We start from the raw sequence: 25,867 nt of genomic DNA, 5'->3' as shown, positions 1-25,867 counted from the left end.
GTGCTCATATGGCAGCGAAAGACGACCGGGGCCGCGCCGGTGAAGAGCGGGCCGCGCGGCACCTGACCCGCCTCGGGTACGACATCCTGGATCGAAACTGGCGCGATCGGCAGGGCGAGATCGACATCGTCGCCGTATCGCGCGACGAACTCGTCATCGTCGAGGTCAAGACCCGGCGGACCGCGGCGTACGGGCATCCGTTCGAGGCGGTGGACGAACGCAAGAAGGACCGGTTGTGGCGGCTCGCCTGCGCCTGGATCGCCGCGCACCCGGGGGAGGTGCGCGGTCGCCGGATCCGTCTCGACGTCATCGGTATCACGGGCGACGACGTCGATACGGCGGTGCTCGAGCACGTCGAGGACCTGCGGTGAGCCTCGGGCGTACCTGGGCGGTCTCACTCACCGGGCTCGCCGGTGACCTCGTGGAAGTCGAGGCCGACCTGTCGAACCAGACGCCCGCGTTCCGCATCGTCGGACTCGCCGACCGAGCCCTCGCCGAGGCACAGCAGCGGGTGCACAACGCCTGTCAGAACAGCGGGCTGCCGCTGTCACGACGTCGTGTGACGGTCAATCTCTCACCGGCGAGCCTTCCGAAGCAGGGAGCTGGCTTCGATGTCGCCATCGCCGTCGCGGCGCTCGCGACGGAGCTCCCGATGGACCCGACGTCGCTCGCCGACACCGTCCACATCGGCGAGCTGGGCCTCGACGGGCGGCTGCGGCCGGTACCGGGAGTTCTCCCCGCAGTCATCGCCGCAGCGCGCGCGGGGAAGCGGACGGTCATCGTCCCCGAGGCCTGCCGAGCAGAAGCCGCTCTCGTCGACGGGGTCCGCGTCGTCGGATGCCGCACCCTCGCGGGCGTCGCGCGCTGGCACGGGCTCGAGATCGACAGTGATGACGAGGCGGTACCCGAGGTGCCGGTTCCCGCCGATGATGGAGAGCATGACGGCGACGGGCTGCCTGTCGACGATCTCTCGGACATCCGAGGGCAGGAGGAGGCGATCGATGCGCTCGTCGTCGCGGCGGCCGGCGGCCACCATCTGCTCATGAGCGGTCCGCCCGGTGCCGGGAAGACCATGCTTGCACGTCGCCTGCCGGGGATCCTGCCCCCGCTCGACGACGAGACCGCGCTGCAAGTCGCATCGATTCGCTCGCTGTCGGGCACCGTCGTCGACAGCCTGAGCAGAGTTCCTCCGTTCGAGGCGCCGCATCACAGCGTGAGCGTCGCGGCGCTGGTGGGCGGTGGCAGCAGGTCGCTGCGACCGGGGGCGATCGCTCGGGCGAGCGGGGGCGTCCTGTTTCTCGACGAGGCCGGTGAGTACAGCGCCCACGCGCTGGACTCTCTTCGTCAGCCACTCGAGGCGGGGTCGATCGACATCCACCGGGCGGGATTCCGGGCAACTCTGCCGGCGAGGTTCCAGCTGGTGCTGGCCACGAACCCCTGCCCGTGCGGACAATACGGCGTCCGTGGCGGCAATTGCTCGTGCCCATCCCTCGCGATCCGCCGCTATCTCGGCCGGCTCTCGGGCCCGCTGCTGGACCGCATCGACATCGAGCTCTCGCTTTCGCGGGTGTCGCTCGCCGACCTGACGGCGCGCGGTCCTGCGCAGACGACGACGGCGACCGCGCGCGAGCAGGTCGCGGCCGCGCGGTCGCGTGCCGCTCTGCGATTGGCGGAGACCCCGTGGCGATCGAACGCCGCTGTCTCGGGCGCGTGGCTGCGGGATGGACCGCTCGCTCCCGAACCGCGCGTTCGTGCTCCGCTCGACGCGGCTCTCCAGCGCGGAGCGCTCACCCTGCGTGGCTACGACCGGGTGTTGCGGGTGGCATGGTCGGTGGCCGACCTCGCGGGTCGCGAGCGGCTGACCGCGGGTGACGTCGGGCGCGCGCTGTTCCTGAAGAAGGGGCTCCAGCAGTGAGCGACGACGAGGTGCGCAGTGCGTTGGCGGGGCTCGTGCCCGCGGACGGCCTCGTGGATCCCGAGAGCGGTCGCGAGCGCTGGGGGCGAGCCCGATGGTCGGTGCTGGCCGAGCCCGGAGACGGCATCGCCGGGCTCGCAATACAGCGGCTGGGGGCGTTCCGCGCCCTCGAGTGCGCGCTGCGAGACGACACACCCCCGGCGGAGCTCGGCCTCGAGGTGCGGGACTGGCGCCGCGCCTGTGCCCGGTGGCGTCCGCGGCAGGACGACCACTCCTACGCGATCGAGCGGGCGAAGCGGGTCGGGGTACGGCTCATCGTGCCGGGTGATCCCGCCTGGCCGGAGAGGGTCGAGGAACTCGGCATCCATGCCCCGGTCGCGCTGTGGGCCAGAGGACGGGCAGACGCTCTCGCGGCGCCAGCTGCGGCGGTTGCGCTCGTCGGAGCGCGCGCGGCGACCGCGTACGGTGTGCAGGTCGCGGGGGAGATCGCGGGAGAACTGGGCGTCGCGGGGGTGACGATCGTGTCCGGGGCCGCCGTCGGGATCGACGCTGCGGCGCATCGAGCCTGCCTCGCGGTCGGCGGCAGCACGATCGCCGTGCTCGCGGGGGGCGTCGATAAGGCGTACCCGTCGGGCCATGCCGGCCTGCTGACGGAGGTGTCGCGCCGTGGTGTGGTCGTGAGCGAGGTGCCGTGCGGCACGGCGCCGACAAAGTGGCGTTTTCTGCAGCGCAATCGGGTCATCGCCGCGCTCTCCGATGCCACCGTGGTGGTCGAGGCGGGGTGGCGGTCGGGTTCGTTGAACACCGCGGGCCACGCAGCGGCGCTCGGGCGGGCCCTCGGTGCGGTACCGGGGCCGGTCACCTCTGCGGCGTCGGCAGGATGCCACCGGATCCTCCGCGAGTACGACGGTCGGTGCATCACGAGCGCGGACGACGTCCGGGAGTTGCTCGGGTGGTCGAAGGAGCCCGGGCCTCCCGCGGCTCTCGACAGCGACGGCCGTACGGACGATGCGACGAGGGTGCTCGACGCGCTGAGCACACGAGCGCCCCGGGATGTCGCAGAGATCGCTCGGCGCTCCGGCGTGGCCGGCGAGGAAGTGAGCGCCTGGCTGGGACTCCTGGAGCTCGATGGTCGAGTCGTGTCCGACGAACGCGGGTGGCGTCGAGCGGGCAGTTGACGGCTGGCGTCCCGCGAGCCTGGCCCGGCGGTGCCTGCGGATCGGTCATGCTGGCTGCATGCTCATCTCGGAGGCGGCGGACGCGTACGCAGACCACCTGCTGCGCGTCCGCAGGCTCTCTGAGAACACCGTCCGCGCCTACCGCAATGACCTCGCCGATCTGGCTGCGGCGTCGGGCGACATCGAGCTCGAAGAGGTGGACATCGAGGTGCTCCGCGATTGGGTCTGGCGCGCGAGTGAGCGGGGCGAGGCGCGGTCCACCCTCGCTCGCCGTACCGCGACCGCCCGGGGCTTCTTCGCGTGGGCGACCGAGCGCGGCGCGATCGCCAGCGACCCCGCCCTCCGCCTGGCGTCACCGAAGCGGGCGCGGACCCTGCCCAAAGTCGCGACCGCTCAGACGGTGGCATCCGTCCTCGACGATCTGCGGGCGCGGGCGGCCGACGGAGATCCGGTTCTCCTCCGCGACCACGCGATCCTCGAAGCGCTGTACGCGACCGGCATCCGCGTGTCCGAACTATGCGGACTGGACCTCGACGACATCGACAGCGAACGCCGCACGGCACGTGTCATGGGCAAGGGCGATAAGGACCGGGTCGTTCCCGTAGGCGGTCCGGCATTCGACGCCGTGCAGGCTTACCTGGTCCGCGGGCGTCCGGTGCTCGCGGCGCGCGCCGCAGGCCGAGCAGAAGCCGCGCGTGCAGTGTTCCTCGGGTCGCGCGGTGGTCGGCTGACGGCGCGCGCCGTATACGCGACGGTCTCGGAGAAGCTCGGCCCCGCACTCGGGGTGGATGCCGTCGGGCCGCACACTCTGCGGCATTCCGCCGCGACCCATCTGCTGGATGGCGGTGCCGACCTGCGGGCCGTTCAGGAGATCCTCGGGCACGCGAGCCTCGGCACGACGCAGATCTACACGCACGTCTCGGGGGAACGGCTCGCCGCCGCCTATCGACAAGCGCATCCGCGCGCATGATGGTGCGCTGGCCCTCCGCCGTCGTAGCGTTGGGAGAGCGCACGGAGGAGCACGAAGAGGGGGCACGCATGAGAAGAGTTGCTGCAGCGATCGGCGCGACCGTGCTCGTCGGGATGCTCGCTTCATGCGCGCCGGTGGCGTCGAACGAGCCCGACCGGATCGTCCGGCCTACGGCGCCGCAGACCTCGGCGGCTCCCTCGGTCTCGCCCGCCGCGACGCCGGAAGCATCATCCGACGCGACGGTTCCGGCGGTGCCGGGGCCGAACGACCCCGCGTGCATCGACGGCGTCGTCGCGATCCGCGGGACCGACCTCGACCTCGTTTTCGCCGGCGAGTGCGACGTGGTCCGCATCGAGGGTGCTTCGCTCGACGTCGACCTCGAGCGAGCGCGCGTCGGAAACGTCCTCGCGAGTGGTGATCGCATCGAGATCGACCTCGGCTCGGTCGACTCGCTCGAGATCACGGGGCAATCCGCCGATGTGGATGCCGTCAGGGTCGGCGCCCTCACCATCGCAGGAGACCGCAACTCCGTCGACGCCGACGAGGTCGGCACCGTATCGGTATCGGGCAACGACAACCACGTCGACGCGGATCGCCTGGGAGCGGTCACCCAGAGCGGTGACCGCAACACGATCGGGAACGACTGACGCTCAGCAGCACGGCAACAGGATCGGCCTGGTGAGGCCACCCATCATCAGGAGCGGGTTGATGTACTCACCGTTGCGCCGCACTCCGAAGTGGATCGTGCCGTCGCCGGTATGGCCGCCGGGCGCCACGGTTCCCACCGGCTCCCCTCGGCCGACCGCCGTCCCCGTCTGCAGGCCCGTGTCGACCGGCTCGAGACTGGTCACCACCCCGTCGCCGTGGTCGATCGTCACGACGGGGCGGCCGGCGACGGGCCCCGCGAACGCGATGACACCGTTCGCCGGCGCGACGACCTCGCCCTCGCCCCCGTTGGCGAGGTCAACCCCTCGATGCCCGGGAGCGTACTCATGTGCCGGAGCTTCGAAGGCTCGCGCGACGGCGGCTCCGCGCAGCGGCATGGTCCAGCCGGGTGAAGGACGCGGCTCATCACCTGGCGCGACGGCGTCGGGAAGAAACGTGCTCACTATGAGGAGCGCTGCTGCGAGCAGGGCGGCCGGGGAACGGGTCACGAGTCGAGTCTCGAGACCTGTTCGTTCGCCGCAGCGACGTCGGCCGCGACACGTGAGCAACCCGTTCGCACGCAGCGTCGGGGAGGAGCGGCTCACTGCTACACTGATCACCGCACCTCGCTCGTCGAGGTGACTACGCGTGCCCTGAGCGATCGGTTCCCGATCGTGGCGCATCTTCCCCAGGTCTCCCGCTCCGGCGGCGAGCGGAAGTGTGTCGGGCGCCAGGAGTACCGGGCCGTCGGCCCGGCGAATCAACCGAAACAGAAGGAGAACGGCCATGGCCGTCGTCACCATTCGCCAGCTGCTCGACAGCGGCGTCCACTTCGGGCACCAGACCCGCCGCTGGAACCCGAAAGTCAAGCGCTTCATCCTCACCGAGCGCTCGGGCATCCACATCATCGACCTGCAGCAGTCGCTGTCGTACATCGACCGTGCCTACGAGTACGTCAAGGAGACGGTTGCGCACGGCGGCACCATCCTCTTCGTCGGCACCAAGAAGCAGGCGCAGGAGGTCATCGCCGAGCAGGCGACCCGCGTGGGTCAGCCCTACGTGAACCAGCGCTGGCTCGGTGGTCTGCTGACCAACTTCCAGACGGTCTCGAAGCGCCTCGCCCGCATGAAGGAGCTCGAGGAGCTCGACTTCGAGAACCCCGCGGCCAGCGGCTTCACGAAGAAGGAGCTGCTGCTCAAGAAACGCGAGCTCGACAAGCTGCACAAGTCGCTCGGCGGTATCCGCAACCTGCAGAAGACCCCGTCGGCCATCTGGGTCGTCGACGCCAAGCGCGAGCACCTCGCGATCGATGAGGCCAAGAAGCTCGGCATCCCCGTGATCGGCATCCTCGACACGAACGCCGACCCCGACGAGTTCCAGTACCCGATCCCCGGTAACGACGACGCGATCCGTTCGGTGAGCCTGCTCACGCGCATCGTCGCCGACGCTGCTGCCGAGGGCCTCATCCAGCGCCACCAGCCGTCCGACGAGTCGGCCGAGGCCGAGCCCCTCGCCGACTGGGAGCGCGAGCTGCTCGAGAGCGCTCCTGCAGAGACCGCTGCCGCCGAGAACGCCCCGGTCGAGGGCGCTGACGCTGAGGTCGCCGCGACGGAGACGCCCGCCGACGAGGCCGGTGCCGAGGCGCAGGCCGAGGCCGTCGCCACCGAGGCCACCGAGAAGTAATCAGCGCGTCTTCCTGACCCGCTACGATCGGCGCGGCCGCGGCTGAGCCCGGCCGCGCCGATCGGCATCCACGAGATTTCACACAGACAGAAGGAGCCGCCACTCATGGCAAACTTCACCATCGCCGACATCAAGGCTCTGCGCGAGCAGCTCGGCACCGGAATGGTCGACACCAAGAAGGCCCTCGAAGAGGCCGACGGCGACGTCGAGAAGGCCGTCGAGATCCTCCGTCTCAAGGGGGCGAAGGGCAACGCGAAGCGTGCCGACCGCTCCACGAGCGAGGGCCTCGTCGTCGCGCGTGAGCAGGACGGGAAGGTCACCCTCGTCGAGCTCGCATGCGAGACCGACTTCGTCGCGAAGAACGACCGTTTCATCGCTCTGGCCGACAAGGTCGCAGACGCGGCCGCCGCGGCATCCGCCGACTCGGTCGAGGCCGCCCTCGCCGCAGACGCGTCGGGCCAGACGATCGAGCAGCTCATCAACGATGAGGCCGCCATCATCGGCGAGAAGGTCGAGCTGCGTCGCGTGCGCACGCTGACCGGCGACGCGTTCGAGATCTACCTGCACAAGACGAGCAAGGACCTGCCCCCGCAGATCGGCGTCGTCGTGGCGTACTCGGGCTCGGACGCGGAGACCGCCCGCTCGATCGCGCAGCACATCTCGTTCGCGAACCCCAGCTACCTGTCGCGCGAGGACGTTCCCGAGGCCGACGTCGAGAAGGAGCGCGAGATCGTCACCGAGATCTCCCGCAACGAGGGCAAGCCCGAGGCCGCCCTTCCCAAGATCGTCGAGGGCCGCGTGGGTGCGTTCTTCAAGCAGGTCGCCCTCCTCGACCAGGACTACGCGAAGGACAACAAGCTGTCCGTCGCGCAGGTCGCGAAGGACGCCGGCATCACCATCACCGACTTCGCTCGGTTCAAGGTCGGCGCGTAACAGCCCTAAAGGCCCGCATCTTCGGATGCGGGCCTTTTCCATGCCCATCCGGGCGATACTCTGCAACACAGCGATGAGAGGGACACGATGAACGATGAGAAGACCGGGCGCCGTCGCGTCCTGCTGAAGCTGTCGGGCGAGGCATTCGGTGGCGGCCAGCTGGGCGTGAACCCGGATGTCGTCGGGCAGATCGCCCGCGAGATCGCTGAGGCCGCCGACCGGGTGGAGGTCGCCATCGTCGTCGGCGGCGGGAACTTCTTCCGAGGCGCAGAGCTGAGCCAGCGCGGGATGGACCGCGGTCGCGCCGACTACATGGGCATGCTCGGCACCGTGATGAACGCCCTCGCATTGCAGGACTTCCTTGAGCAGGCCGGCGCCGCAACGCGCGTGCAGTCGGCCATCTCGATGACGCAGGTCGCTGAGCCGTACATTCCCCGTCGCGCGGAGCGCCACATGGAGAAGGGTCGCGTCGTCATCTTCGGCGCCGGCGCCGGTCTGCCCTACTTCTCCACCGACACGGTGGCGGCGCAGCGCGCCCTCGAGATCAAGGCCGATGAGGTCCTGGTGGCCAAGAACGGTGTCGACGCGGTCTACACGGCCGACCCGAAGAAGGACCCCACGGCGGAGAGGATCGAGCAGATCACCTACGGCGAGGCGCTGCAACAGGGGCTCAAGGTCGTGGACTCCACCGCATTCAGCCTGTGCATGGACAATGGCATCGACATGCGCGTCTTCGGCATGGAGCCGGCGGGGAACGTCACGCGCGCACTGCTGGGCGAGCGCATCGGCACGCTCGTCACCGTCTGAGCCCCGCCCGCCTGCAGACTAGACTTGACCGGACGTACCGACGAATGGAGTGACGTGATCCCCGAGATCCTCGCTGACACGAAAGCCCGCATGGAACGCGCCGTCGAGGCGGCCAAGGAGGACTTCTCCACCGTGCGCACGGGGCGCGCCAACACGGCGCTGTTCCAGAAGATCCTCGTCGACTACTACGGGTCGCCGACTCCGCTCGCGCAGCTCGCGTCGCTCAACAACCCCGAGGCCCGCACGATCATCGTCACGCCGTACGACAAGTCGGCGCTCAAGGCGATCGAGCAGGCGATCCGCGACACCCCCAACCTCGGCGTGAACCCGACGAACGACGGCAACATCGTGCGCGTCACCATGCCCGAGCTCACGGAGGAGCGCCGCAAGGAGTACGTCAAGCTCGTCCGTTCGAAGGGCGAGGACCACAAGGTCCACCTGCGCGGCATCCGGCGGAAGTCCAAGGACGAGCTCGATGGTCTCAAGAGCGAGGTCGGCGAGGACGAGCTGGTGCGTGCGGAGAAGGAACTCGACGGTCTCACGCGTGCACACGTCGACCTCATCGACGACGCGCTCAAGCGCAAAGAGGCCGAGCTTCTCGAGGTCTGAGACCGATGAGCGCACCCGGCGACGACGCCCCGTCTCGATCCGAGCGGGAGCGGTCCCGTTCGCGCGAGCACGGTGATTCGGCGTTTCAGAATCAGGTGCGTGCCGCGCGAACGGAGTTCGAACAGCACATCGGCCGAGCTCGGGCCGACTTCGAGCAGGCGAACGAGCGCATCAACGCGCGGACCGGACGCAATCTCTTCGTCGCGATCCTGATCGGGGTCGCCATCGGCGTCGTCGTGATCGGGTCGCTCATCTTCGTGAAGTGGGTGTTCGTCCTCTTCGCGATCCCCGTCGCGCTGCTCGGCGTCTTCGAGTTCGTCCGAGCCCTGCAGGCCGCGGGACGACGCGTGGACGTCGCACCACAGCTGGTCGCCGGCGCCGCGGTGCTGGCGGCGGGCTTCCTCCTCGATGCCGGCACGCACTGGGTCGTTGTCTTCGCCGCCGTGGTCACGGTGATCGTCTGGCGGTTGATGGCGCAGATGGTGAGCGGCGAGAGCCGTCGCTACGGCCAGGTGCTCAGCGACGTGCTCATCAGCGGGTTCGTTCAGCTCTACGTCCCGTTCCTCGGAAGCCTGCTGCTCATCCTCCTGCGCGAGGACGGCGGAGAGTTCTGGGTCCTCGCGATGATCGCCGTCGTGGTGGGCGCGGACACCGGCGCCTATGCCGCTGGGCTCGCCTTCGGCAAGCATCCGATGGCCCCGCGAATCAGCCCGAAGAAGACCTGGGAGGGTTTCGCAGGCGCGGGCGTGGTGGCGATGCTCGTCGCTGTCGGGTTCGCCTGGCTGCTTCTCGGACTCCCGGCGTGGACCGGCGTCATCATCGGTATCGTCATCCTCGGTTCCGCCACGGTCGGCGATCTGGCTGAGTCGATGATCAAGCGTGATCTCGGCATCAAAGACATGAGCTCGTGGCTGCCGGGCCACGGGGGAGTGCTCGACCGACTCGACTCGATCCTGCCGTCCACCGTCGTGGCGCTCGTCCTCTTCCACGCTCTGTCCCCTCTGGTGATGTCATGACCTCGACCGATACCTCCCTTTCCACGAGCCCGTTCCCCGAGGTGCAGGGACGAGCCAAGGGATACGACCGAGCCGCTGTGGATGCCTTCCTGCGGCGCGCTCGCGAGGCGTTCGAGGCGTCCGAGGAGGACGACCTCGACTCCGCCGCGATTCGCGCGACCGCCTTCCCGCTCGTGCGCGGCGGGTATGCCGTCGCCCCCGTCGACGCCGCGATCGGACGGATCGAGGACGCATTCGCGGCGCGCGAGCGGGAACGTGCCCTGTCACGTGCGGGCGCCCGCGCCTGGGTCGGCCGCTCACGCAATCTCGCCCAGGAGATCCTCGACCGGCTGTCGCGTCCCGAGCGGCGGAGGTTCGATCGTGTGGGTGTGCTGTCGTACGGCTACCGCATGGACGAGGTCGACCTCGTGGCGGACCGCATCGCCCGCTACCTCGAGTCAGGTGAACCGCTCACCGTCGAGCAGGTGCGATCGGTCGCGTTCCGCATGCAGCGCGGAGGCTACCGCGAAGCGCAGGTCGATGCGGTTCTCGACGGCGTGGTGTCGGTGATTCTCGCCATCGGGTGAGTCTGATGGAGAGAAGCTGCACGCCTCGCTAAACTCGAGGGCATTGTGACTTCCCGCTCGACTGTCTCCCGGCGCACGACGCGCGTCCCGGCTCGTCGCCGGAGCACGCCGGTCTCCGCGCGCTGGTCGCGACGTCGCGGTGTGTCCTCCGTCTTCGCCGCGGTCGCTGCGCTCGGTATGGCGGGCGGCGCTCTGGCACCGCTCGGCGCCGCACTCGCGGTCGCCCAGGAGAAGCCCGTCGAAGTCGTCTCGCTGTGGGCCGAGTCGCGCGGCGACGCGCAGGCGCTGTCCGGTGACGGAACGGCGACGACGCCCGCTCAGCTCGATCGCAGCGGCTTCACCGTGTACGTCGCTCCCAAGCCGACGCCGACCCCCACCCCGACCCCCACCCCGGTGGAAGGCGAGAGCACCGGGACGTCGCGCGCAGCGCCGGTCCTGTACTCCGGCGGGGGATCTTCCGCCGACTGGCTGAGCGCCGCCGGCATCCCGGAGAGCGACTGGGGCTACGTCGACTACATCGTGTCGCGCGAGAGCAGCTGGAACCCGAACGCGACGAACGCTTCGTCGGGGGCCTGCGGTCTCGTTCAGGCCTATCCCTGCAGCAAGGTGCCGGGCAGTGGGTACGACCCCGTCGACAACCTCACGTGGGCGAACGGCTACGCCGTCGGACGTTACGGCAGCTGGAGCGAGGCGTATGCCTTCTGGTCCAGCAACCACTGGTGGTGACTGCGCGCGTCATGCCCCGTTCCAACAGGCGACGGCCGGAACCGCGCGACGACTCGCTCGAGCGGCTGCTGAGCGGCTGGAAGCGCTCCGAGACGCGACGTGGCGTCGAATGGACCGTGCAGCCGGTGTCGGCCGCGCAAGCGCAGAAGACCTATACCTGCCCGGGCTGCGGGCGTGACATCGCGCCCGCCACGGCGCATGTGGTCGCGTGGCGGGCGGACGGTGTCCTGGGCGACGCCGCGGACCTCGCCGCGCGTCGGCATTGGCATTCGGCTTGTTGGAGGATCGCATGAGCTTCGAAATCCGCGGACCCGTTCAGCTCCCCGCACGTCGTGAGGACATCGAGCTCCGCACGCTCGACGAGCTGACCCTGGTCGGCGAGCTCGCGCTGCCACAGGATCGCGAACCGGTCGCGACGCTCGTCACCCTGCATCCGCTTCCGACGGCGGGCGGATTCATGGACTCGCACATCCTGCGCAAGGCGGCCGGGCGCCTCCCCGCCCTCGCCGACCTCGCCGTGCTGCGTTTCAACACCCGAGGAACGACATCGCCTCGGGGGACCAGCGAGGGGACGTTCGAGGGCGGTGTCGGCGAGGTGTTCGACGTCGCGGCGGCGATGGCGTTCGTGCGCGATCGGGGCCTGCCGCGTCCTTGGCTGGTCGGTTGGTCCTTCGGAACCGAGCTCGCCCTCAAATACGGGCGCGACCACGACATCGAGGGCGTCGTTCTCCTCTCGCCGCCGTTGCACCGGGCCACAGCCGACGAGGTCGCTGCCTGGGCAGGCGACGATCGACGAGTCGTCATCGTGGTGCCCGAGTTCGACGACTACCTCCGCCCGGACGAGGCGCGTCAGCGCTTCGCCTCGATCCCGCATGCGACGCTCATCGCCGTCGAGGGCGGCAAACACCTGTGGGTGGGGGAGAACCAGACCCGTCGGGTGCTCACCGAGATCGTCGCGGCCGTCAACCCCGACGCGCTGCCGCTCGCCGAAGAGTGGGACGACGATCACGCGGCGGACGACGCGTCCTGAGCGTCAGCGCTCGTTCTGCCGCGGGATCACGACCTGGCGGTAGATGATCAGGATGCTGGCTGCCACCGGGATCGCCACGAGCGCTCCGAGGAGCTGCCCCAGCGCGGCTCCGGCGAGGGCTGCGATGACCACCACCGCGCCGGGGATCGATACGGCACGGTTCATGATGCGCGGCGAGATGAGGTAGGCCTCGACCTGCATGTACACGAGGTACCAGATCGCCGCCCACAGTGCCGTCTGGGGTTCTGCGAGTCCGGGTATCAGGCAGGTGAGCACGATGATCGCCGACCCGGTGAGGGTTCCCACCAGGGGGATGAGCGAGAAGAAGAAGGCGATGACCGCGAGCACCGCGGGGAAGGGGGCTCCGATCACGCTCAGGAAGATGGCACTGAGCACACCGTTGATGACGCCCAGGGACACCTGGCCCATGACGTAGAAGCCGACGGATGCCGTGATCTGCTCGGCCAGGTCGATGAAGCGCGGCCGTCGCGAAGCCGGCACGAGCTGATAGACCGCAGCCTTCAGGTTCGGGGTCGACGCCGTGAAGTAGATCGTCAGGATGAGCACGATGACCGCGCCGGTGAACCCGCTGATGATGCCACCGCCGATCAGGATGATCGAGCCCGTGATCGACCCGCCGATCGCCCCGATGTCGAGCGAGTTGTACCAGTCGGAGAGGTACTGGAACAGCTCGTCGACGTTCAGCTGCGGGAAGGTGACGGTCAGCCAGTCCTTGACGGCGTTGACCGGGTCCCAGTCGCCGTTGGTGACGAGGTCCTGGATGGCGGCCACGAGCTGCGAGATCTGCGAGACGATGATCGGCACGACCATGAGGATGATGCCGGCGAAGGCCGCGAGCAGCGCTGCGAAGGTGATCAGGAGAGCTGCCCATCGTGGTAGGCGTCGCCGCTCGAGCCACGAGACCACCGGGTCGAGCCCGAGAGCGAGGAAGAGCGCGGTGCCGACATAGAGAAGGATGGTCGAGAGGGTCTGGATGCCCCCGATGATCACGATGCCGACGCCGACGCCGAGCGTGGCGATCAGCGCAGTGCGAAACGGGTTCTGGATCTTCACGAACGCCTCCGGGGTCGAATCACTTCACTTTACGAGCCGCGCGAACTTTCGTTGGGAGGCGCCCCTTTCACGACCCTTTCAGGTCGTTTTGGATACTCTGGAACGTCGATCAAGCGTTCGGTGGTCCCGTTCCGAATGTGGAGAGGTGTTTCTTCGTGCGTTTCGTGTGGGCTGTCGTCGCCTTCGTCCTGGCCACCGTCATGATCGGGGCGGGTATCGCGCAGCGCACGATCCTGCGTGGGCCCGAGACCGTCACCGAGTCGGTGACGGTGACGGGAGACGCCCCCTTCACCCTCATCGACGGCGCCGTGCTCACCTCGCGCCCCGGCGCGCAGGCATTGAGCGTCCAGGGGACCGGGACCGTCTTCGCCGCATACGGCCGCACGTCCGACGTGACCGCGTGGCTCGCGCGCACCGACTACACCCGCCTCGGCGTCGACGCCGAGGGGGCGATCACGACTTCCGAGGTCGCGGCCGCGTCCGCGCCGACGCCGGATGCCGACGGCAACATCCCGGCGATGCCGTCACCGGTCGGGTCGGATCTCTGGCTCGAAGAGTTCCAGCGCGATGACGCGCTGACCACATCCCTGCAGCTGCCGCAGGACATGAGCGTCCTGATCGCATCGGACGGCACCGCGCCCGCGCCAGCCGACATCCAGGTGACGTGGCCGATCGAGTCGAACACGCCCTGGGCCGGCCCGCTGATCGTGGCCGGTGGGATCCTCCTCGCGTTCGGAATCGTCATGTACGCGCTCGGATGGCGTCATCTGCGTCGCTCGCGCGGTCCGCGACGGAAGGGGCTTCCGATGAGCGCCACTCAGCCCATCGATCTCGCGACGGACGCGGAAGCGAAGGGCGTCATCTCGTCCACGCCGCCGCGCCGCCGCCTGACACGCGGGCGTCAGGCTCTCCTCGCGCTCCCGCTGGTCTCCCTCGTGGCGCTGACGGGGTGCTCGGCGGACGCCTGGCCCCAGTTGGCCCCGAGCCCGACTCCCTCGCCGACGACGACGGTCGTCGCCGACCCCGATCAGGCGCCGCCGGCGGTGACCCAGCAGCAGGCCGAGCGCATCCTCACGCGTATCGCGGAAGACGTCTCGACCGCCGACGCGAGCGCTGACGCCGCCCTCGCCGGCACGCGGCTCGCGGGACCGGCGCTCGCGGAGCGCGAGACCAACTACACCCTCCGGTCCAAGATCACCGATCGTGCCCCGCTGCCGCCCATCCCGGCGGAACCCCTCGAGATCCTCCTGCCGGAGACGTTCGAGAAGTGGCCGCGTACCTTCCTCGCGGTCGTCGAAGGTGGCGAGGGCGCAGCTGACACGATCATGACGGTCAGTCAGCAGGATCCCTGGTCCAACTACAAGCTCGGCTACATCGCCGAGCTGGCGACCGATTCGTTCCCGGAACTCGCACCGGCATACCTGGGTGCCGCGCAGGTGGCGCCGGACTCGCCGTTCCTCGTCCTGCCGCCGAAGGACCTCGCGGCTGCATACGCCGACCTGCTGACCAACGGCGACGCGAGTCCTTATGCGGGCTTGTTCGAAGCGGACGGCGACGCCTTCCGTGCCGGCGTCACCTCCAACCGCGAGCAGATCGTCAACGACTTCAACCAGACGGGTGCGGAGACGGGCACGGTCTCGTTCACGACCCAGGCCGGGACGCAGCCGCCGATCGCCCTCCAGACGCTCGAGAGCGGCGCCGTCGTGGCGGTGACCATCACAGAGGACCACACGTTCAAACCGAGCAATCCGGATGCCGTGATCAACGTGCCCGACACCAACCCGGTCGCGAGCGCGCTGACAGGAGTGTCGCAGTCGTCCACCGGCTTCACCACCACGTACGCGGACCAGCTGTTCTTCTTCGTGCCCGGGGCCGGTTCATCCGAGCCGATCCAGTTCCTCGGCTACCGTTCCAATGTCCTCTCAGCAAAGGTCGTATGAATGAGTGATCCTTCCTCCAACGCCGTGCTCCGTGGCGCGCTCGATCTGTCGTCGCTGCGTAACCGCCCCACGGCTTCGGCGCCCGCGTCGTCACCCGCCGGGCAGCCGTCCGAGAGCGCATCGCGCCTGATCTTCGACGTAACCGATCAGACTTTCGGCGAGGTCCTCGAGCTCTCGCGAACGGTACCGGTCGTCGTGGATCTCTGGGCGGAATGGTGCGGCCCGTGCAAGCAGCTGAGCCCCGTGCTCGAGAAGGTCGTCATCGAGCTGGCCGGTCGCGTCGTCCTCGCGAAGGTCGATGTCGACGCCAACCCGCAGCTCGCGCAAGGGTTCCGCGCGCAGTCGATCCCGATGGTGGTCGCGCTGGTGGCAGGGCAGCCCGTGCCGCTGTTCACCGGAGCGGTGCCCGAGCAGCAGGTGCGCGAGGTCTTCGCGCAGCTGCTTCAACTCGCGTCTCAGCACGGTGTCACCGGCACCGTTCCCCTGGAAGGGGAGACGGACGCACCGGAAGAGGCCGCCGAGCCGCCGCTGCCCCCGTTGCATGCGGAAGCCTTCGCTGCGATCGAAGCGGGCGACTACCCGCGTGCGATCAGCGCTTACGAGCGGGCGCTCGCGGAGAACCCGCGCGACGCCGACGCTCAGGCGGGTCTCGGACAGGTCAAGCTCCTCGACCGCGTGCAGGGCGTCGACCTCGGTGAGGCCCGCGCCGCAGCCGCAGCCGCGCCGCACGATGTCGATGCGCAGCTGCGCGTCGCCGACCTCGATGTCGCCGGTGGTCACGTCGACGACGCGTTCGGCCGACTCCTGGATCTGTTCGCCGAGGTCGACGGAGATGCTCGATCGACGGTGCGCGACAGGCTCCTCGAGCTGTTCGGCCTCGTGGGAGACGCCGACCCGCGAGTCGTCAGCGCGCGCCGGCGGCTCACCTCTCTGATGTTCTGAGGCGAACGCCGCGGGCCCGGGGTGTCACCGTTGGTGACATACCCCGGGCCCGCGGCGTTCGTTCAGTCTTCCGAGACCCCAGGTTTGGCGTCGGGAGCGTGGTGCAGCCACAACACGCCGAGCGGAGGGATCACCATGGTCGCTCGTCCGTCCGTCGCGTGCACGGTGCCGAAGTTTCCCACACCGGAACCCCCGTATGCCTCGGCGTCGCTGTTGAGGACCTCGCGCCACGCGCCGTCCGCCGGCAGTTCGAGCGTGTAGTCGTGCAGCGGTACTCCCGAGAAGTTGCAGATCACCGCGACGGTGTTCCCGTGGTTGTCGCGGCGCGCGAACGCCATGACGTTCGGGTTCCAGTTGGGGGCGCCGAGACGGCTGAAGGCCTCGCCGTCCGAATCGCGGGACCAGAGGGCGGACTGGTCTCGGTACGTGCGATTCATGTCCGCAACGAACGCGTGCAGCCCACGGTGCGCCGGCTGGTCGAGCATCCACCAGTCGAGCTCGCGTGATTCGGACCATTCCGACATCTGCCCGAACTCCTGCCCCATGAACAGCAGCTGCTTGCCCGGATGTCCCCACATGTACGCGAGGTAGGCGCGCATGTTGGCGAGCTTCTGCCAGTGGTCGCCGGGCATCCGGGTGAACAGGCTTCCCTTGCCGTGCACGACCTCGTCGTGGCTGATGGGCAGGACGAAGTTCTCGCTGAACGCGTAGACGAATGAGAACGACAGCTCACCCTCGTGGTGGCCCCGGTACATCGGGTCTCGCTTGATGTACTGCAGCGAGTCGTTCATCCACCCCATGTTCCACTTGAACCCGAAGCCGAGGCCGCCCCACTCCGTCGGTGCGGTCACGCCCGGGAAGCTCGTGGATTCCTCCGCGATCATGGCGATGCCGGGGTAGCGCTTGTACGAGGTCGCGTTGACCTCCTGGAGGAACGAGACGGCCTCGAGGTTCTCACGCCCGCCGTGCACGTTGGGCTCCCACTGCCCCTCCTCGCGGGAGTAGTCGAGGTAGAGCATGGAGGCGACAGCATCGACCCGGAGGCCGTCGACGTGGAACTCCTCGAACCAGTACAGGGCGTTCGCGACGAGGAAGTTGCGCACCTCGTTGCGTCCGTAGTCGAAGATCAGCGTTCCCCAGTCGCGGTGCTCGCCGCGGCGGGGGTCCGGGTGCTCGTACAGCGGCTGCCCGTCGAATCGCGCCAGCGCGAACGAGTCCTTCGGGAAATGCCCGGGGACCCAGTCCATGATGACGCCGATGTCCGCCTGGTGAAGCCGGTCGATGAGGTAGCGCAGATCATCGGGTGAGCCGAAGCGGCTGGTCGGGGAGTAGTACCCCGACACCTGGTAACCCCACGAGCCGCCGAACGGGTGCTCGGCCAGCGGCAGGAACTCGACATGGGTGAAGCCCTGTTCGCGAACGTAGTCGATGAGCTGGTCGGCGGCGTCTCGGTAACCGAGTCCGGAACGCCACGACCCGAGGTGCACCTCATAGACCGACATCGGCTGGGAGACGGGCGTCGACGTGCTGCGCCGATCGAGCCACGCGGCATCCTCCCACTCGTAGGAGCTCGCGGCGACGATCGACGCGGTCGCGGGCGGCACCTCCGACTGGCGGGCCATCGGGTCGGCCTTATCGATCCATGCACCGTCGCCCGTGAGGATCTGGAACTTGTAGACAGCGCCGGCGTTCAGCCCCGGAACGAAGAGCTCCCAGACCCCGGAGTCGCCCATCGAACGCAGCGCGTGGCCCTGGCCGTCCCAGCCGTTGAAATCACCGATCACCCGGACCGCGCGCGCGTTGGGCGCCCAGACGGTGAACGACACCCCCGGGACGCCGTTGTGCAGGCGGACATGAGCGCCGAGGACGCGCCAGAGCTCTTCATGGCGACCTTCGCGGATGAGGTGCAGGTCGAGCTCGCCGATCGTCGGAAGGTGACGGTACGGGTCATCGGACACCCAGGCTGGCGCTTCATCGTATGTGGCCACGACTCGGTAGGCCTCAGGGCGTTCGTCGAGAGCCGCTTCCCACACGCCGGCGCGGAGGTGGCGGAACGAAGCCTCGGGCTGGTTCGCGAAAACGGCGGTGACCGTGCGAGCCAGCGGGCGGCGCACGCGGATCACCCAGCCGTCCTCGGTCTGGTGCGAGCCGAGCACGTCGTGCGGGGCGTGGTACGAGCCGGTGGCGACCGAGTCGAGGACGTGGTCTGCGGGGGCGTTCATCGGCGTTCCTTCACGTGCAGGATGTGCATGGGCTCGGCGAAAGCGTCGAGCCGCACATAGTTGTGGTCGTTCCAGGTCCAGACGGCGCCGGTGAGCAGATCCTCGACCTCGTACTCGTCGCCGGGGGCGACGCCCCAGACCGACGTGTCGAGGTGGACCGTCGTCTCGCGTGCCGAATGCGGGTCGACGTTGACGACGACGAGGATCGTGTCGTCCCTGCCGTCGGCCGTCAGTGCGCCGGGGAGATGCTTGGAGAAGACCACGATCGCCTCGTCGTCGGACCAGTGGAACGAGAGGTTCCGGAGCTGACGGAGCGCGGGGTGGGTGCGCCGGATCTCGTTGAGGCGCGTGAGGTAGGGAGCGAGCGACTCGCCGCGTGCCTCGGCGCCCGCCCAATCGCGGAACTTGTACTCGTACTTCTCGTTGTCGATGTTCTCTTCCGACCCCGGGCGCGCGACGTTCTCGATGAGCTCGTACCCCGCGTACACGCCGTAGGACGCCCCGGCGGTGGCGGCGATCCCGGCGCGGATCTTGTAGGCGGGGCGGCCGCCGTATTGCAGGTACTCGGTGAGGATGTCGGGGGTGTTCACGAAGAGGTTCGGACGCATGAAGTCGGCCGTGTCGTGGGCGACCGAGGTCAGGAACTCCTCGAGCTCCTCCTTGGTGTTCCGCCACGTGAAGTACGAGTAGCTCTGCTGGAACCCGGCCATCGCGAGGCCCTGCATCGGGGCGGGGCGGGTGAACGCCTCCGCCAGGAAGACGACGCCGGGCGTCTCGTCGGCAACGGTCGCGATCAGCCACTCCCAGAACTGCAGAGGCTTGGTGTGCGGGTTGTCGACGCGGAAGATCCGCACGCCCTGCGCGATCCAGTGGCGCACGACCCGCAGCACCTCGGCGCGGATGCCCGCGGGGTCGTTGTCGAAATTGACCGGGTAGATGTCCTGGTACTTCTTCGGCGGGTTCTCGGCGTACGCGATCGAGCCGTCGGGCAGCGTGGTGAACCACTCGGGATGCTCCGTGACCCAGGGGTGGTCGGGGGATGCCTGCAGCGCGAGGTCGAGCGCGACCTCGAGGCCCGCGCCGGAGGCCGCGGCGAGAAAGCCGCGGAAGTCCTCGAGCGTCCCGAGGTCGGGGTGCACCGCGTCGTGACCGCCCTCGGGGCCGCCGATCGCCCAGGGCGAGCCCGGATCATCCGGGCCGGCGGTCAGGGTGTTGTTCGGCCCCTTGCGGTGAGTGCGCCCGATCGGGTGGATGGGTGGCAGGTAGAGGACGTCGAACCCCATGGCGGCGACGGCGGGCAGGCGGTCTCGCGCGGTGACGAACGTGCCGCTGCGGACGGAGCCGTCGGAGAGACGTTCGGCGCCCTCGGAGCGGGGGAAGAACTCGTACCAGGCGCCGACGCCCGCGCGCTCGCGTTCGACGAGCAGCTCGTGCTCGTCGCCGACCGTCACGAGCGACTGGAGCGGGCGATCGGCGAAGACGCGCGCGAGATCGGCGTCGCGGACGACCGCGAGCGCATCGACCGCGTCGACCGCGGCATCCCGAAGTCTCGCGGCGGCCTTCTCGAGGATCTTGCGCTCGGCAGCGGGGCGGGACTTCTCTGCGGCAGCGCGCACGAGCAGGAGGGCGCCAGCCTCGCGCATCAGAGGAACGTCGACTCCGGCGGCGATCTTGATCGCGGCGGCGTGCTGCCAGGTGGCGAAGTCGTCACCGAAAGCCTCGTAGCGGAAGCGCCACACGCCCTCGGCGAGCGGGGCGACGAGGACGGACCATCGGTCGAATCCGTCGTTGAGGGGCGTCAGCCGGTGCAACGACTCACGTCCATCGGGCGAGAACAGCCGCAGATGCACACCGATCGCGTCGTGCCCTTCGCGGAACGCCGTGACTCGGAACGGCACGGCTTCGCCGGCGAAGGCGGAGGGACGGAACGGGCCACCCGGAACCGAGGGGGCGGGGCGCTGGAGCGGGATGCGTCCCGTGACCGCGTCGCCGGCCGACGGAAGCGGCACGGCGGGGCGGCCGGGGATCTCGGCGGTGCTGCGGAACGGGGCGGGTGAGGTCGTGCGCGTCGTTGATGCCACGGCTCGAACCTATCGCGGTGGACGAGTTCGAAAAACGGGCTTGCGCCTCACTCCGCTCTGAGCAAATGCAACGTCGGCCCCGAGAGGGGGAGGCGGTCGCCCGGGGCGAATCGCGCGCCGTTCTCTCGGGGACGCTCGTCGGCGCTCGACCAGAGGGACACCAGAGATGACGCCGCGCCGACGGGTGGCAGCACGACCTCTGCGTCGTCCTCGCGGCCGTGGATGATGAGGAGCACGCAGTTGGCGGGTTCGTGCGCCGGCGTCGACGTCGCGACGTATTGGAGGGTGCGCTGCTCCGGATCGGTCCATGTCGCCTGCGTCATGGGCTGGCCCTGCGCGTCGAACCACTGGATGACGGATGCCTCGGGCACCTCGTCGTCCGGGGCGGCGTACCGCACGGGGCGCAGGGCCGGGTTCTCGGCGCGCAGCCGCGTGAGTTCCCGCACGTGCGCGAGCAGGTCGACCTGCCAGTCCGCGAGCTGCCAATCGACCCAGGTCAGGGCGCTGTCGTGACAGTAGGCGTTGTTGTTACCGAATTGTGTGCGGCCCATCTCGTCTCCGGCGGTCAGCATCGGCACTCCGGCAGACAGCAGGAGGGTCCCGACCAGGTTTCGGATCGCGCGATGCCGCGCGGACAGGATGTGCTCGAGCGCAGTGTCGCCCTCGGCGCCGTGGTTGAAGGACCGGTTCGTGTCTGCGCCGTCGCGGCCCTGCTCGCCGTTGGCGTCGTTGTGCTTGACGTCGTAAGAGACCAGGTCGCGCAGGGTGAAGCCGTCGTGCGCGGTGATGAAGTTCACCCCCGCCAGCGGACCGCGCTTCGCGCCGAACAGCGGCGCAGAGCCCGCGAGGTGCGTGGCGAGTCCGCCGACGCCGGCCGGTGAGGTTCCGGCTCGGCGCAGGTAGTCGATGTCGCTGAGCCAGAAGTTGCGGACCCCGTCGCGGTAGCGATCGTTCCACTCCTGCCATCCGTCGCCGAACCCGCCGGTGTGCCAGCCGCCCAGCCCGACGTCCCACGGCTCCGCGATGATCTTGTCGTCGCGCAGGATGGGGTCGTCGGCGATCGCCCGCAGCAACGGGTGGTCCGGATCGAACACGTGCTCGGCGTCACGACCGAGGGTCACAGCCAGGTCGAAGCGGAACCCGTCGATCTGCACCTCCTCGCTCCAATAGCGCAGAGAGTCGAGGATCAGTCGTGCGGCGGCGTGGGTCGACGTGTCGACGGAGTTGCCGCAGCCGGTCACGTCGATGTAGGCGCCGTCGTCCTGCTGGCGGTAGTAGCCGCGGTTGTCGATGCCTCGGAAGCTCGACCGCGGTCCGCCCAGCTCGAGTTCGGCGGTGTGGTTGTAGACGACGTCCAGGATGACCTCGATGCCGGCGGCGTGAAGAGCGCGCACTGTGCGTTTGAGCTCTTTCAGGACGGCGGTGGGGCCGCTGCGGCGCGCGTCCTGCGTGGCGTAGGCCGCGTGGGGCGCGAAGAACCCGAGCGTGTTGTAGCCCCAGTAGTTGGCCAGCCCCAGAGCGAGCAGCCGCGGCTCGCTCTCGAAGGCGTGGATCGGCAGAAGCTCGACGCTCGTGACGCCGAGCGAGCGGAGATGGTCGATCATCGCCGGGTGACCGAGTCCGGCGTATGTGCCGTGCAACGCCGGGGGGATGTCGGGATGCCGCTTGGTGAGGCCTTTGACGTGCGCTTCGTAGATGACCGTGCGGTCCCGGGGGACCCGCGGTTTACGGATGCCGCCCCAGTCGAAGCCCGAGTCGATCACGACCGAGCGGTGATCGCCCGGGGCGCCCGAGACGACGCCGCGAGCGTACGGGTCGAGCAGAAGGGTCTGGGGGTTGAAGACGTTGCCCGCCCCGTGCGGTCCATCCACGCGCAGCGCGTACCGGACTCCCGGCCGCAGCGTCTCGATGTCGGCTGCCCAGATCCCGTCGCCGACGGGCTCGAGCGGTCGCTCGTCGACGGCCCAGTCGAGGTCGTCGTCATCGAACAGCACCACGTCGATCGATGTCGCCCGCTCGGACCAGACCCGAAGGGTGCCGCCGTTCTCGCGGAGCGTGACGCCGAGGTCGGTGAACCGGGGATCGTGCAGTCCGGCTGGGCTGGTGCTGTCGGGCATGCGATCTACAGTAATGAGCGTCGGTGAACGCCCGGGGAGGTCGGATGGTCGTCTATCTCGATCATGCTGCGACGACCGCGCTCCGCCCGGAAGCGCGCGATGCGTGGCTGTCGGCCCACGAGACGCTCGGCAACGCCTCGTCGGTGCACGGCGCGGGACAGGCGGCGCGCCGGCTCCTCGAGGATGCGCGCGATGCGGTCGCGTCGGCGCTCGGCTGCGAGCCCATCGAGGTGATCTTCACGTCCGGGGGGACCGAGGCGATCAACCTGGCCGTCAAGGGGCTCTGGCTCGCCGCCGACGCCGGCGCCGAGTCCTCCGCGATCGGGCCGATCGTGCTGCCTGACGGCGAACACCACGCCACGATCGATGCGGTCGCGTGGCTCGCGTCGCGCTGGGGTGCCGCCGTGCGCCCCGTCGGTCTCGACTCCGTCGGCCGGATCGATCCCGCTCTGTTCGCCGACGCGCTGCCCGGCGCTGCTCTCGCGACCGCGCTCGTCGCCAACAACGAGGTCGGAACGCGCAACGATGCGGCGGCGCTCGCCCGGGCGGCGCGCGACGCGGGGGTGCCGCTGCACCTCGACGCGGTCGCGGCGCTCGGCACCGTCGCCCTCGACTTCGCGGCGTGGCGGGACGGGGGCGCGACGCCCGACGGCCTCGTGGCCATGTCCGTCTCCGGCCACAAGGTCGGCGCCCCAGTGGGCACGGGCGCGCTCGTCGTGTCGCGCCACGCGCAGCTGACACCCCTCGCGCACGGCGGTGGCCAGCAGCGGGGGCTTCGCGCGGGTACCCAGGATGTCGCCGGGGCGGCGGCGTTCGCGGCGGCGCTCGACATCGCCGAGGCCGAGCGCGCCCACGAGGCGGTCCGGGTCGAGCGCCTTCGCGGTCGCCTGATCGAGGGCATCCGATCGCTCGTGCCGTCGGCGGTCATCCTGGGCGATCTTCGCGACCGGCTGCCCGGCAACGTCCATGTGCTCTTCCCGGGCACGATCGGCGAGACTCTCCTGTTCCTCTTCGACACGGTCGGGATCGCGGTGTCGACCGGTTCGGCTTGCCAGGCCGGGGTCACGGAGCCCTCGCACGTCGTGCTCGCCCTGGGACGTGACGCCGACGACGCCCGTGCGGTGCTGCGTCTGACCCTCGGGCGCACGAGCACCGACGCCGACGTCGACGCGTTCCTCGCGGCCCTTCCCGAGGTGCACCGGCGTGCGGTCGCCGCCCGCGCCGGGCGTGCAGCCCGCACGTAGACTGGGGCGATGCGAGTACTGGCTGCGATGAGCGGCGGCGTCGACTCGGCGGTCGCCGCGGCCCGAGCCGTCGACGCCGGGCACGACGTCGTCGGCGTACACCTCGCGCTCTCCCGCGCGGGCGGCACGCTGCGGGCCGGCAGCCGCGGCTGCTGCACGATCGAGGATGCGATGGACGCGCGCCGCGCCGCCGACCTCCTCGGCATCCCCTTCTACGTCTGGGACTTCTCCGAGCGCTTCCGCGATGACGTCATCGACGACTTCGTCGCGGAGTACCGCGCCGGCCGGACACCGAACCCGTGCATGCGGTGCAACGAGAAGATCAAGTTCGCGGCGCTCCTCGAGCGCGCCATCGAACTCGGATTCGATGCTGTGTGCACCGGTCACTACGCCCTCCTGGTCGACGGCCCCGAGGGACGCGAGCTGCACCGCGCGTCGGATGCCGCGAAGGACCAGTCGTACGTCCTCGGCGTGCTCACGGCGGAGCAGCTCGCCCACACCTACTTCCCGCTCGGGTCGACGCCCTCGAAGGGCGAGGTGCGCGCGGAGGCGGCCGAGCGTGGTCTGACGGTCGCGCAGAAGCCCGACAGTCACGACATCTGCTTCATCCCCGACGGCGACACCCGAGGGTGGCTCGCCGAGAAGGTCGGCGCCGAGGCGGGCGAGATCGTCGACCGCACGGGAGCGGTGGTCGGACGTCACGAGGGGGCGCACGCGTTCACCGTGGGTCAGCGCCGAGGCCTCCAGCTGGGCGTTCCAGCGCCGGACGGCAAGCCTCGCTTCGTGCTCGAGGTGCGCCCGGTGGACAACCGTGTCGTGGTGGGTCCGAAGGAGGCGCTGGCGACCGCTGAGATCGCGGGGGGCCGCTTCACGTGGGCCGGGCGGGCGCCGTCCGAGCGCGTCTTCGCCTGCGAAGCGCAGATCCGGGCGCACGCCGATCCTGTCCCGGCCCGAGCCGAGATCACCGAGAACGAGATCGTCGTGACCCCTGACACTGCCTTCGACGGCGTGGCTCCGGGTCAGACGGCCGTGATCTACGACGGCTCGCGCGTTCTCGGACAGTTCACGATCGACCGGACCGTCTCGGCCGTCCCGGTCGACGCCTGATCGAGCCGGCGGCGGCGCGCAGCGCGTCGGCCAGCTCCGTGTAGCGGAACCGGTACCCCGCTTCGAGGAGGCGCTCGGGGACGACCCAACGGCTCTTCAGCACGAGTTCCGGTTCGGTGCGCAGGAGCCACATCGCGGGTTCGAGCATCCACCGCCAGGAGGGAACGCCGAACGGCATCCCGACGGTGGAGCGCAGCTCTCGCATGAGGGTGCGGTTATCCGATGCGTGCGGACTCACGACGTTGACGATTCCCGCCATGTCCTCGTGCGCATCGACCCAGCGCAGCGTGCCCACGACGTCGTCGATGTGCACCCAGCTGAACCGCTGCCGCCCGCGCGTGCGATACCAGGGTGCGGTGCTCCCGGTCGGGTGATCGCCGATGCCGCGATAGCGGCGGTGCGGCATGATCGGACCATCGATCTGCGGGCCGCCGAGGCCGACGCGGGCCAGCGTCAGCAGCATGGCGGTGGCGGGCCCCGGGCCCAGGACGATGGCCATCCGCAGGGCGACGCGGCGCGTCCGCGGAAGCTCGCCGTTGAAGAACGCCGCCTCCCATGCGCGTGCCACGTCGACGGAGAAGCCGCTCCCGAGCTCGCCGTCTGATTCGGAGTTCGGCCGGTCGGTCGCGTGACGGTAGATCGTGGCGGTCGACGCGTTGACCCAGAGTCGCGGCGGTTGTGCGGCCCGGCGGACGGCAGCAGAGAGGTCGCGCGTCGTCGCCACCCGCGAGCGCAGGATCTCGTCGCGGTTGCGATCGGTGTAGCGGCAGTCCACCGATTTGCCTGCCAGGTTGACGAGGAGATCCGCGCCGTCGATGAGGCGGGCCACGGCGGCCGCATCGTCCCACGTCCTGCCGGACGCGCGCCCGATCGTGTCGACGGTATAACCGTCGGTCGTGAGCGCGTCGACGATTGCGGTGCCGATGAATCCGGAGGCGCCGGCCACGACGGCGCGGGGGCGGGTGTTGCTCATACGGTCATCGTAGTAGTTTCTGAACATGTTCAGTACCGGAGGAAACGGTCCGCACGATCGGTCGATATACGAACGCGCGCTCGGGGGGG

General features: G+C 69.5%; 24 protein-coding genes. 18 read left to right on the top strand and 6 right to left on the bottom strand.

Annotation, left to right across the window (positions count from 1 at the left end; genetic code table 11):
* Positions 1–8 precede the first annotated feature (8 nt).
* From ACI2K6_RS02045 to ACI2K6_RS02025, 5 genes are all read left to right on the top strand, one after another.
* Positions 9–371, top strand: coding sequence for a YraN family protein (locus tag ACI2K6_RS02045; RefSeq protein WP_269266407.1), 363 nt, complete (start codon positions 9–11; stop codon positions 369–371).
* Positions 368–1,915 carry a YifB family Mg chelatase-like AAA ATPase gene (locus ACI2K6_RS02040; RefSeq protein ID WP_274177809.1) on the top strand — a complete coding sequence of 516 codons (1,548 nt, stop codon included), beginning with the start codon at positions 368–370 and terminating at the stop codon, positions 1,913–1,915. The genes ACI2K6_RS02045 and ACI2K6_RS02040 overlap by 4 nt, the downstream gene beginning before the upstream one ends.
* On the top strand, positions 1,912–3,093 hold the full coding sequence (gene dprA / locus ACI2K6_RS02035; RefSeq protein ID WP_274177810.1) for a DNA-processing protein DprA: 1,182 nt from the start codon (positions 1,912–1,914) through the stop codon (positions 3,091–3,093). The genes ACI2K6_RS02040 and dprA overlap by 4 nt, the downstream gene beginning before the upstream one ends.
* Before the next feature lie 58 nt (positions 3,094–3,151).
* Positions 3,152–4,063: a tyrosine recombinase XerC gene (locus ACI2K6_RS02030; RefSeq protein WP_274177811.1), complete on the top strand. Its 912-nt coding sequence runs from the start codon at positions 3,152–3,154 to the stop codon at positions 4,061–4,063.
* Between the two features lie 68 nt (positions 4,064–4,131).
* A complete protein-coding gene (locus ACI2K6_RS02025; RefSeq protein WP_404567920.1) occupies positions 4,132–4,710 on the top strand; it encodes a DUF3060 domain-containing protein in 579 nt (192 codons plus the stop codon).
* Between the two features lie 3 nt (positions 4,711–4,713).
* On the opposite strand, the gene ACI2K6_RS02020 is transcribed toward ACI2K6_RS02025, so the two are convergent.
* On the bottom strand, positions 4,714–5,217 hold the full coding sequence (locus tag ACI2K6_RS02020; protein ID WP_404567918.1) for a murein hydrolase activator EnvC family protein: 504 nt from the start codon (positions 5,215–5,217) through the stop codon (positions 4,714–4,716).
* 277 nt (positions 5,218–5,494) lie between these two features.
* Between ACI2K6_RS02020 and rpsB the strand changes: the two genes are divergently transcribed.
* From rpsB to ACI2K6_RS01975, 9 genes are all read left to right on the top strand, one after another.
* Positions 5,495–6,391 (top strand): 30S ribosomal protein S2, encoded by an 897-nt coding sequence (rpsB, locus tag ACI2K6_RS02015; protein ID WP_274177814.1) that lies wholly within the window; start codon positions 5,495–5,497, stop codon positions 6,389–6,391.
* Positions 6,392–6,496: 105 nt separating this feature from the next.
* A complete protein-coding gene (gene tsf / locus ACI2K6_RS02010; protein WP_023950948.1) occupies positions 6,497–7,324 on the top strand; it encodes a translation elongation factor Ts in 828 nt (275 codons plus the stop codon).
* An 87-nt stretch (positions 7,325–7,411) separates the two neighbouring features.
* Positions 7,412–8,131, top strand: a complete 720-nt coding sequence (gene pyrH, locus ACI2K6_RS02005; RefSeq protein ID WP_114589348.1) for a UMP kinase — start codon at positions 7,412–7,414, stop codon at positions 8,129–8,131.
* 54 nt (positions 8,132–8,185) lie between these two features.
* Positions 8,186–8,740, top strand: coding sequence for a ribosome recycling factor (gene frr, locus ACI2K6_RS02000; RefSeq protein ID WP_112614568.1), 555 nt, complete (start codon positions 8,186–8,188; stop codon positions 8,738–8,740).
* A gap of 95 nt (positions 8,741–8,835) precedes the next feature.
* Positions 8,836–9,756 (top strand): phosphatidate cytidylyltransferase, encoded by a 921-nt coding sequence (locus ACI2K6_RS01995; RefSeq protein WP_240309839.1) that lies wholly within the window; start codon positions 8,836–8,838, stop codon positions 9,754–9,756.
* Entirely contained in the window at positions 9,753–10,322 is a 570-nt protein-coding gene (locus ACI2K6_RS01990) for a DivIVA domain-containing protein (RefSeq protein WP_112614572.1), read from the top strand. Before ACI2K6_RS01995 ends, ACI2K6_RS01990 begins: the two co-directional genes overlap by 4 nt.
* 141 nt (positions 10,323–10,463) lie before the next feature.
* Complete coding sequence (locus ACI2K6_RS01985; protein ID WP_323987626.1) at positions 10,464–11,048, top strand: transglycosylase SLT domain-containing protein; 585 nt, start codon at positions 10,464–10,466, stop codon at positions 11,046–11,048.
* 11 nt (positions 11,049–11,059) lie between these two features.
* Entirely contained in the window at positions 11,060–11,341 is a 282-nt protein-coding gene (locus ACI2K6_RS01980) for a hypothetical protein (protein WP_114589594.1), read from the top strand.
* Positions 11,338–12,078, top strand: coding sequence for an alpha/beta hydrolase (locus tag ACI2K6_RS01975; RefSeq protein ID WP_274177818.1), 741 nt, complete (start codon positions 11,338–11,340; stop codon positions 12,076–12,078). The genes ACI2K6_RS01980 and ACI2K6_RS01975 overlap by 4 nt, the downstream gene beginning before the upstream one ends.
* Positions 12,079–12,081: 3 nt before the next feature.
* On the opposite strand, the gene ACI2K6_RS01970 is transcribed toward ACI2K6_RS01975, so the two are convergent.
* Positions 12,082–13,152 carry an AI-2E family transporter gene (locus tag ACI2K6_RS01970; protein WP_114589351.1) on the bottom strand — a complete coding sequence of 357 codons (1,071 nt, stop codon included), beginning with the start codon at positions 13,150–13,152 and terminating at the stop codon, positions 12,082–12,084.
* 155 nt (positions 13,153–13,307) lie between these two features.
* On the opposite strand from ACI2K6_RS01970, the gene ACI2K6_RS01965 reads away from it, so the two are divergent.
* On the top strand, positions 13,308–15,092 hold the full coding sequence (locus ACI2K6_RS01965) for a glycosyl transferase (RefSeq protein WP_404567913.1): 1,785 nt from the start codon (positions 13,308–13,310) through the stop codon (positions 15,090–15,092).
* Positions 15,093–16,034 carry a tetratricopeptide repeat protein gene (locus tag ACI2K6_RS01960; protein WP_404567911.1) on the top strand — a complete coding sequence of 314 codons (942 nt, stop codon included), beginning with the start codon at positions 15,093–15,095 and terminating at the stop codon, positions 16,032–16,034.
* Positions 16,035–16,096: 62 nt separating this feature from the next.
* On the opposite strand, the gene glgB is transcribed toward ACI2K6_RS01960, so the two are convergent.
* From glgB to glgX, 3 genes are read right to left on the bottom strand one after another with little or no spacing between them, the layout of a single operon-like run.
* On the bottom strand, positions 16,097–18,256 hold the full coding sequence (gene glgB, locus ACI2K6_RS01955; protein WP_404567910.1) for a 1,4-alpha-glucan branching protein GlgB: 2,160 nt from the start codon (positions 18,254–18,256) through the stop codon (positions 16,097–16,099).
* Complete coding sequence (locus ACI2K6_RS01950; protein ID WP_404567909.1) at positions 18,253–20,337, bottom strand: alpha-1,4-glucan--maltose-1-phosphate maltosyltransferase; 2,085 nt, start codon at positions 20,335–20,337, stop codon at positions 18,253–18,255. Before ACI2K6_RS01950 ends, glgB begins: the two co-directional genes overlap by 4 nt.
* A 47-nt stretch (positions 20,338–20,384) precedes the next feature.
* Positions 20,385–22,454 (bottom strand): glycogen debranching protein GlgX, encoded by a 2,070-nt coding sequence (gene glgX / locus ACI2K6_RS01945; RefSeq protein ID WP_404567907.1) that lies wholly within the window; start codon positions 22,452–22,454, stop codon positions 20,385–20,387.
* A gap of 44 nt (positions 22,455–22,498) precedes the next feature.
* On the opposite strand from glgX, the gene ACI2K6_RS01940 reads away from it, so the two are divergent.
* Positions 22,499–23,698 (top strand): cysteine desulfurase family protein, encoded by a 1,200-nt coding sequence (locus tag ACI2K6_RS01940; protein WP_323987737.1) that lies wholly within the window; start codon positions 22,499–22,501, stop codon positions 23,696–23,698.
* Positions 23,699–23,707: 9 nt separating this feature from the next.
* Positions 23,708–24,805 (top strand): tRNA 2-thiouridine(34) synthase MnmA, encoded by a 1,098-nt coding sequence (gene mnmA / locus ACI2K6_RS01935; protein WP_323987634.1) that lies wholly within the window; start codon positions 23,708–23,710, stop codon positions 24,803–24,805.
* Here mnmA and ACI2K6_RS01930 read toward each other — a convergent pair.
* Positions 24,762–25,778, bottom strand: coding sequence for a DUF1731 domain-containing protein (locus tag ACI2K6_RS01930; RefSeq protein ID WP_354450692.1), 1,017 nt, complete (start codon positions 25,776–25,778; stop codon positions 24,762–24,764). The two genes, mnmA and ACI2K6_RS01930, sit on opposite strands and share 44 nt — an antisense overlap.
* Positions 25,779–25,867: the final 89 nt, after the last annotated feature.

The sequence above is a fragment of the Microbacterium sp. NPDC006705 genome (assembly GCF_044903545.1).
GTDB classification, from domain to species: Bacteria; Actinomycetota; Actinomycetes; order Actinomycetales; family Microbacteriaceae; genus Microbacterium; species Microbacterium plantarum.
This window is presented reverse-complemented; position numbering and strand designations above follow the sequence as displayed.

Coding starts and splice junctions, on each gene's coding strand:
- ACI2K6_RS02045 (WP_269266407.1), top strand. CDS start 9: ATGGCAGCGAAAGACGACCGGGGCCGCGCCGGTGAAGAGCGGGCCGCG.
- ACI2K6_RS02030 (WP_274177811.1), top strand. CDS start 3,152: ATGCTCATCTCGGAGGCGGCGGACGCGTACGCAGACCACCTGCTGCGC.
- ACI2K6_RS02025 (WP_404567920.1), top strand. CDS start 4,132: ATGAGAAGAGTTGCTGCAGCGATCGGCGCGACCGTGCTCGTCGGGATG.
- rpsB (WP_274177814.1), top strand. CDS start 5,495: ATGGCCGTCGTCACCATTCGCCAGCTGCTCGACAGCGGCGTCCACTTC.
- tsf (WP_023950948.1), top strand. CDS start 6,497: ATGGCAAACTTCACCATCGCCGACATCAAGGCTCTGCGCGAGCAGCTC.
- pyrH (WP_114589348.1), top strand. CDS start 7,412: ATGAACGATGAGAAGACCGGGCGCCGTCGCGTCCTGCTGAAGCTGTCG.
- ACI2K6_RS01990 (WP_112614572.1), top strand. CDS start 9,753: ATGACCTCGACCGATACCTCCCTTTCCACGAGCCCGTTCCCCGAGGTG.
- ACI2K6_RS01980 (WP_114589594.1), top strand. CDS start 11,060: ATGCCCCGTTCCAACAGGCGACGGCCGGAACCGCGCGACGACTCGCTC.
- ACI2K6_RS01975 (WP_274177818.1), top strand. CDS start 11,338: ATGAGCTTCGAAATCCGCGGACCCGTTCAGCTCCCCGCACGTCGTGAG.
- ACI2K6_RS01960 (WP_404567911.1), top strand. CDS start 15,093: ATGAGTGATCCTTCCTCCAACGCCGTGCTCCGTGGCGCGCTCGATCTG.
- glgB (WP_404567910.1), bottom strand. CDS start 18,256: ATGAACGCCCCCGCAGACCACGTCCTCGACTCGGTCGCCACCGGCTCG.
- glgX (WP_404567907.1), bottom strand. CDS start 22,454: ATGCCCGACAGCACCAGCCCAGCCGGACTGCACGATCCCCGGTTCACC.
- ACI2K6_RS01940 (WP_323987737.1), top strand. CDS start 22,499: ATGGTCGTCTATCTCGATCATGCTGCGACGACCGCGCTCCGCCCGGAA.
- mnmA (WP_323987634.1), top strand. CDS start 23,708: ATGCGAGTACTGGCTGCGATGAGCGGCGGCGTCGACTCGGCGGTCGCC.
- ACI2K6_RS01930 (WP_354450692.1), bottom strand. CDS start 25,778: ATGAGCAACACCCGCCCCCGCGCCGTCGTGGCCGGCGCCTCCGGATTC.